This is a genomic window from Citrobacter sp. wls757 (genome assembly GCF_005280935.1).
Classification (GTDB): Bacteria; Pseudomonadota; Gammaproteobacteria; order Enterobacterales; family Enterobacteriaceae; genus Citrobacter; species Citrobacter portucalensis.
In genome coordinates this window covers 36,303-43,942 of sequence record NZ_SZWU01000051.1, presented here as the reverse complement: position 1 = coordinate 43,942, position 7,640 = coordinate 36,303, and the positions used below count along the sequence as shown (strand labels likewise).

Annotated in this window: 5 protein-coding genes; 2 read left to right on the top strand and 3 right to left on the bottom strand. The window is 50.4% G+C overall.

Features of this window, described 5'->3' with window-relative positions; all coding sequences use genetic code 11:
* Positions 1-242: 242 nt before the first annotated feature.
* Positions 243-1,745, bottom strand: coding sequence for a glycine betaine/L-proline transporter ProP (proP, locus tag FDW94_RS14060; RefSeq protein WP_003826737.1), 1,503 nt, complete (start codon positions 1,743-1,745; stop codon positions 243-245).
* 699 nt (positions 1,746-2,444) lie between these two features.
* Between proP and kdgT the strand changes: the two genes are divergently transcribed.
* Positions 2,445-3,443 (top strand): 2-keto-3-deoxygluconate transporter, encoded by a 999-nt coding sequence (gene kdgT / locus FDW94_RS14055; protein ID WP_071445609.1) that lies wholly within the window; start codon positions 2,445-2,447, stop codon positions 3,441-3,443.
* A 30-nt stretch (positions 3,444-3,473) separates the two neighbouring features.
* On the opposite strand, the gene FDW94_RS14050 is transcribed toward kdgT, so the two are convergent.
* Positions 3,474-4,367: a diguanylate cyclase regulator RdcB family protein gene (locus tag FDW94_RS14050; RefSeq protein ID WP_048227455.1), complete on the bottom strand. Its 894-nt coding sequence runs from the start codon at positions 4,365-4,367 to the stop codon at positions 3,474-3,476.
* Positions 4,364-6,721, bottom strand: coding sequence for a clamp-binding protein CrfC (gene crfC / locus FDW94_RS14045; protein ID WP_137377766.1), 2,358 nt, complete (start codon positions 6,719-6,721; stop codon positions 4,364-4,366). Before crfC ends, FDW94_RS14050 begins: the two co-directional genes overlap by 4 nt.
* Positions 6,722-7,262: 541 nt before the next feature.
* Between crfC and FDW94_RS14040 the strand changes: the two genes are divergently transcribed.
* Positions 7,263-7,598: a zinc ribbon domain-containing protein YjdM gene (locus FDW94_RS14040; RefSeq protein WP_003031835.1), complete on the top strand. Its 336-nt coding sequence runs from the start codon at positions 7,263-7,265 to the stop codon at positions 7,596-7,598.
* The last annotated feature ends 42 nt before the right edge of the window (positions 7,599-7,640 follow it).

Genomic DNA, 7,640 nt, shown 5'->3' with positions numbered 1-7,640 from the left:
ATAAACGTAGTGCCATCAGGCAATAACACGAATGTCCTGGCCATGCTCCGGATGGCGGCTAACGCCTTATCCGGCCTACTGAGTACAATGCTGCCCGTAGGCCTGATAAACGTAGTGCCATCAGGCAATAACACGAATACCCAGGCCATGCGCCGGATGGCGGCTAGCGCCTTATCCGGCCTACGAAAGTACAACGCTGCCCGTAGGCCTGATAAACGTAGTGCCATCAGGCAATAACACCGTTACTCTTCAATACGCGGATGCTGCTGCACCAGACGCGTGCGCTTAACCTGTAGCTCAGCAATTTCCTGATCGATATCTTCGATTTTCTGTTCAATGTTATCGTAGTGTTCGCCGAGGATCTCTTTCGCTTCCTGAATATCCGAAGCAGCAGGTGTCGCGCCTTTCAGCGGCTGATTAGCCGTCTCTTTCATGGTCACGCCGGTAATCAAACCTACTACCGCAATCACCATCAGATAATAAGCAGGCATCATCAGATTCTGCGAGCTTTCCACCAGCCATGCGGCCAATGTCGGAGTCAGACCGGCGATTAATACCGAGATATTAAACGCGGCGGCCAGCGCACTGTAGCGAATATGCGTCGGGAACATCGCCGGTAACGTTGACGCCATCACCCCGGTAAAGCAGTTGAGGATCACCGCCAACATCAGCAACCCGGCGAAAATCAGGCCGATAACATTACTGTTAATCAGAATAAATGCCGGAATCGCCAGCACAAACAGCGCAATACTGCCCATGATCACAAACGGACGACGCCCGAAACGGTCGCTGAGCAACCCCATAATCGGCTGCACAAACAGCATACCAATCATGATGGCGATAATAATCAACACGCCGTGGTCTTCAGAGTAATGCAGGTTATGCGACAGATAGCTCGGCATATAGGTGAGCAGCATGTAGTAGGTGACGTTGGTGGCAATCACCAGACCAACACATGCTAACAGGCTGCGCCAGTGCTTAGTTGCAATCTCTTTAAACGAGACCTTAGGACCTTCCTGCAGACCCTGACGATCGCCCTGCTCCAGTTTATCCACGTGCTGCTGGAACGCCGGCGTCTCTTCCAGCGCATGGCGCAGGTACAGACCAATCAGCCCTAACGGTAGCGCCAGGAAGAACGGAATACGCCAGCCCCACTCAAGGAAGTTATCCTCGCCGACGATAGTTGAGATCAGGACCACCACGCCCGCGCCCAGCACAAACCCGGCAATCGAGCCGAAGTCCAGCCAACTGCCCATAAATCCGCGCTTACGGTCTGGCGAGTACTCTGCGACAAAAATCGATGCCCCGGTATACTCTCCGCCGACCGAGAACCCCTGCGCCATCTTACACAGCAGCAGCAGAATCGGTGCCCAGATACCAATTGAGGCATACGAGGGAATAAGACCGATACAGAAGGTACTGATCGACATAATCACGATGGTGATAGCGAGTATCTTCTGACGACCGTATTTATCGCCGAGCATACCGAAGAACAATCCGCCAAGCGGTCGAATCAGAAAGGGAACAGAGAAGGTGGCGAGTGCAGCAACCATCTGCACGCTGGGGTCAGCCCCCGGGAAGAACACTTTACCTAATGCGTAAGCAACAAATCCATAAACACCAAAATCGAACCACTCCATCGCATTACCTAACGACGCTGCGGTAATGGCTTTCCGCAATTTACCGTCATCAATGATGGTAACGTCGCGCAGCGTTATCGGTTTTATTTTTTTCCTTTTTAGCATACTCGTCCTCATAGACTTAGCCCTGTCACGCTCCAGTTCGAGTCCCCTAACGCCCATGCGTCAGGGTCATCACCGAGCGGGGAATGCACAGGCGCATTCCCTGTAACAAGCGTAGCAGGTTTACTTACACTGACGAGAAACGCACAGTACAACCGAACCTGTTGACGCCTGATTGGGCGGTTAATGACCTCTTTACCCTAACAGCGTTTAAATTTGTGATCAACTTCACATATAGTTTTTCATTTCGTCAACATGCGTAAATTAGGTCATTCTTAGTCAGCTTTTTTACATGTAATGCTTGCGATTTAATGACAATTAAATACAAGAATAAATCGCTTTATTGCACCAACAATCACAGCGGTCACTATTATTCTGCTAGCAAAAAAACCACCTAATCCTTTCACAAAAAGATCACAGCTTTTTTAATAATCAGAGCGACCGGGAACTTTTGCACGGAATATGTGATGAAGATAACTAAAACATCGTTTTATTTTGATTGAATCAATGTTCCTGTGAATGCAAACTAATTCCAGACGCAATATCCCTGGGAGCAGCAACACGCTCAACGTATGCCGCGTTAGATTTTATAAAACAAAGAGATAGCGATTTTCTTTGTTAAGAAACACCAGTAACCATTTGAATTTATTAATTTTTACCCTCTTGCGCAAGTTTTAGCAGCGACAAGACATGAGGACGTTTATGAAAATTAAAGCCACGATTGAACGCATCCCCGGCGGAATGATGTTGATTCCTCTGTTATTAGGCGCAGTGTTAAATACGTTAGCTCCGGATACCGGTGCGTATTTCGGTTCGTTTACCAAAGGAATGATCAGCGGAACGGTACCGATTCTGGCAGTGTGGTTTTTTTGTATCGGCGCATCTATTGATTTGCGGGCAACCGGTACGGTATTACGCAAGTCCGGTACGCTGGTAATAACCAAAATAGCCGTGGCTTGGGTAGTGGCAATGATTGCTGCTTCATTTATTCCTGATACCGGTATTCAAACTGGGTTCTTTGCAGGCCTCTCAGTTTTGGCAATTGTCTCCGCAATGGACATGACCAACGGTGGTTTGTACGCCAGTCTGATGAACCAGTACGGCACCAAAGAAGAGTCCGGCGCATTTGTGTTGATGTCTCTGGAATCCGGTCCGTTAATGACCATGGTGATCCTCGGCTCCGCGGGTCTGGCCTCCTTCGAGCCACACCATTTCATCGGCGCGGTATTACCATTCCTGATTGGCTTTACGTTGGGCAACCTGGATCACGACCTGCGTTCTTTCTTCAGCAAAGCCACACCGGTGCTGATCCCGTTCTTCGGCTTCGCGTTGGGTAACACTATTAACCTGAGCGTGATCGTTGATACCGGTCTGCTGGGTATCCTGCTGGGTGTCGCGGTTATCGTCATCACCGGTATCCCGCTGATTATTGCTGACCGTGTTATTGGTGGCGGGAACGGTACGGCAGGCGTCGCAGCCTCTTCAGCAGCAGGTGCTGCGGTAGCAAACCCGGTGATTATCGCCCAGATTAACCCGGCGTTCGAACCGGTTGCCGCATCCGCTACGGCGCTGGTTGCCGCCAGCGTAATTGTCACCGCCATTCTGGTGCCGATTATCACCGCGCTGTACGCCAAACGTTTTAATAAAAACCTGGTCGCCAACGAAGCGGTGACCACCCCGGCAGACTCTCTGCACCACTAAACCTGCCTTTATCCTACTCACCAGCCCTGCTCAATTGACGAGCAGGGTCGGTGCAAAAATCTCCTCAACCATCGCATCGACCAGCCGCTTTGCCGAACACAATCGCGGCATTCCCAGCGCCACATTTTGCCAACGCTGCGTCACCGACCAGCTTACCGGATGACGTTGCGCATCGCACCAGCTCCCCAGCCAGCTCAGCATATCGTTATACTCGCCCGATCCGCCGACAGCTGGCGTGCTGAGCCAATGATGATAGTAATGACGCGTAGCGGGCGCTGCATTCACGCTGTCCGCCAATGCCTGAGCCGCCATGGTTCGCAGGTTATCTTTTAGCATTAACACCACATCGGCATTCGCTAACCGGCAGGCATCACCAAAAGCCCCCCAACGTAGCTCCTCCAGCGCGACAAAACAGCGTCCTGGTAACGACCAGCCGTCATACGCGCCAGCCCGCCAGCGGGTAAAAATTTGTTCGCTATGCTCGCCCGCCTGAACCGTGAGGCCGCGCTGGGTCAGCGCCTTCTCTTTATACGCCGCGCGTTGGGTAAACCAGTCAGTCAGTGAATTTATTTGCTGTAAAAGACCGGGGGTTGAAAGCCCACGCGGGTGTTCTGTTTGTTGCAAAAACATCAGCCCTTCGGCGATCCGTACCAGCGCCAGATGACCCGGGTCAATCATGCCTGCCAGCTTCTCCACCAGCTTAAGGCGCATCACCAGATGTTCGCTGGACACTCCCGCCATCACCCACGCACGCAGTTGCGTCTGGGATAACACTTCCTGCGTCAGACGCGCACGCAGCCGCTTCTGCTGTTGCAGAAAACCGCCGGAACGTTTGGTTTCATCTCCCTGAACCAGATCGACCATAAACTTCGGGTAGACACACTCCAGCGTCCTCCCGGGGCCTTCCAGTAAAACGTTAGTCATGTGTGCTCGGTTGCAAAAAGGGTATTGATATCGTCACGCAGCAATCGGGAATCTTCATAAAGCCATGCAGCAATCGTAATGCGCTGCTGCAATTGCTCATTCATTGCATTCACCGCCGATTCATTTTGTTGGCGTAGCGTCAGGCTCTCACTCAGACTCGCCTGCAATTGCGCCAGGCACAGAGAGAAATCAGCAAAAAATGTGGCCATGCCAGCCGTAACGGAGATATCGACCTGAGCAGCTAAAGCTTTACGAATTTGTTGGCAAAACTGGGAGACGTACTGCACAAGGTTTTTATGCAATGCGCCCATATCAATGAGATAACGCGTTTTTGTTTCGACGTAATCATTCCATCCCCAGTTGGGTTGATTTAGCCAACGAGAGAAAGTGTCACGCACCACACCGCCAGTAGACGGCGCATTTTCTGCCGGAATATCCTGCTCAATGGCCTCGTTAAACAATTGGCGGGTATTGAAATTAAACATCGCCGTATGGAACGCTGGAAAACGGATCCGCGCACGAAAACCGGCGTGGTTTAGCTCCTCTTTCACCCTTTGCTCAATTGGCCGCATCGCGTCATTTAGCGCCCGGGAGAGCGTCGACTCAAGCTGTTCAAAACGCAGGGCTAAGTCCCGGCTGATGCTTTCCTGCGCCGCCAGCAATACCCCCTCACAGGACGAGCGAATTTTATCTAACACAATTTTCGCCTGCCCTTCATCATGCAGCACCAACATCTCTCCGGCCATTTCTGCCGTATTCACAGCATTCACCAGACCGTGTTGTGACATCATCAGGACGTTTTCTTTGACAAAGAACGTGTTGATACCGCAAAGAATCTCAGTCTGTTGCTCACTGAGATAGGCAGCGGCAGCCTCCAGCGCCAGTTCTACTTCATGGCTGACTTCATCGCTCACCCGCCCCTGGCTCACTTCTAACTGCTGCATATCCTCTTCAATATGCGTGATGTTCAGCCGCAGTTTGTCATAGGCGACCGTTAACCCGTGGGCGCGAAATTCCAGATATTCGTGCACGCTTTGTGCATAGTTCAATAACTTATGTGACGCTGAGCGAAGCGCATACAACGAAGCATTAGCATAAGCGGCGTGGATCACTTTCTGAATTGGCTGTTCAAACAGCGAGTCTTCCCACAACAGGTCGGCGGCATGGCGGATGTGTTCTGTATCGTCAAGATCGGTGGTGCGCCAGCGTCTGCCAAGCGCCGCTTCGGCAAAATCCTGCACCCAACGTTGCTCCTGATGATCCGGCAGTCGCCCGCGCGTCGTCAGCTCATGACGCGCCCTGTTCGCCAGATAGCCCCACATTGAGGAGACCGGATAAATTCTTTCAGGGGCGATTCCGCCTTGCATCAACGTGCCGGAAATCAACGCCCGCACCTGTTCTTCATCATCACTGTTGCGGTCTTTCTGATCGAACTTGTTCACCAGCGCATACAGCGGTACTGACTTGCCGACCGCCATAATCGCCTGACGCACTTCCTCATCGGAAATCGATTTCAGTTGGGTGTAATCCAACACCGCCAGCACCGCAGAGGCCCGCACCAGCTGTTCATTGAGCATTTTTTGTAAGTGCGGTTGTCCTGCCTCGTTCGGCCCCGGCGTATCCAGCAGCGTTAATTGCCCTGGGTAGCTTGCCTGTCCGGCCAAATGGACAAACTCAACTTCAATAACCGGAATATGCTCAATCGCGGCATAGGCGGCAAAAGGAAAATCAACGTCCAATGCTTTTGACAGGCGCACCAGGTCGTTCAGGCTTTTAAGGCAATGGAAAATAGGCTGTGCGCCAAGATAATACCGTTCAAATGCCACACCATTTTCAATATGTTGCAGCAGGACATTCATATCCTTGTCAATTTCCAGGGTCTGCGTAAGACGCAGGCGATCGCACTCGCGCACGCGCTGCTGCAAAACCTTCATTAAGGCATCGATCGGCGCGACATGTGAAAAATGCAGCACCGGCTCTTTCTGCCCCGGCGTATGGCGTATTAGCGTTGGTAACGCCGTCATGGGGCGATTACGATTAGGTAACACCTCTGTCCCCACAATCGCGTTAATCGTCGTCGATTTTCCCGCTTTCATCGTGCCAACAATCGCCAGCACCATTTCCAGACGCGTAATCTTGCGCAGCTCATTATTGAGCGTTGCTTGCTGGACATCCATGCCACGCGCGCTGAAATGCAGGGGCTGAACAACCTGACTGCTATGCTCTCCTTGTTTTAGCGCGACATCATCCAACGAGGTCACGGGCAATTTTTGCAATTGCCTGAGATGTTCAAGCGAGAGCATCAGCAAGCGTTCCGCTTCCTGACTTAATTCATATATTGTCTGTGTGTGCATGGAAAATTTTTCCTTAACGCAAATGGCATTGCTTTTATTTAGCCCAATCGTTTTATTTATAGATTTTTTGGCTTTTATAATTACGTATAGAAATAATTAAAATCAAAACAACCAATTGATATTATTAAAATAAATTTGGTGTATAACCGCTGGCCTGATGCCTCTCACTTATGAAAATAAGTAAGAAAGATAGACAGCGTAGTTCAGTTTTAAAAAATGCCAGCGGAATCCCCCTACTAAATTTAAGGGGTTCAATGATATTCAATCACAATGACTTAGGCATCTCTAAGCAATGTTACCTATGAATATCAGATATTTCGCCTCACCTTATCTTAAATATCTAAGCGTAGCAATTTCCCTTAAAAAATATTCCGCCATACTTTCATTGAGGTGAAAGCAGAGGGTCTTTACAGCAGATCATTTTGCGTAATCGCGCAGTAGTCCCGACAAATGCAGGGATTTTATGTATAATTGCGGCCTTTTTCGGCAATCTGCCATTTTTTGGGCGCATTTGCCCCTGCTGACTTTTGAGGAAATCCACATGTCATTACCACACTGCCCGCAATGCAACTCCGAATACACTTACGAAGATAACGGCATGTTCATCTGCCCGGAATGCGCTCACGAATGGAACGATGCTGAACCGGCGCAGGACAGCGACGAACTGATCGTTAAAGATGCCAACGGCAACCTGCTGGCTGACGGCGACAGCGTTACCGTCGTGAAAGACCTGAAGGTAAAAGGTAGCTCTTCCATGCTGAAGATTGGTACCAAAGTGAAAAACATTCGTTTGGTTGAAGGTGACCACAACATCGATTGCAAAATCGATGGCTTTGGCCCAATGAAGCTGAAATCTGAGTTTGTGAAAAAGAACTGATGCAAATTGCCTGATAGCGCGACGCTAATCAGGTCAACACCA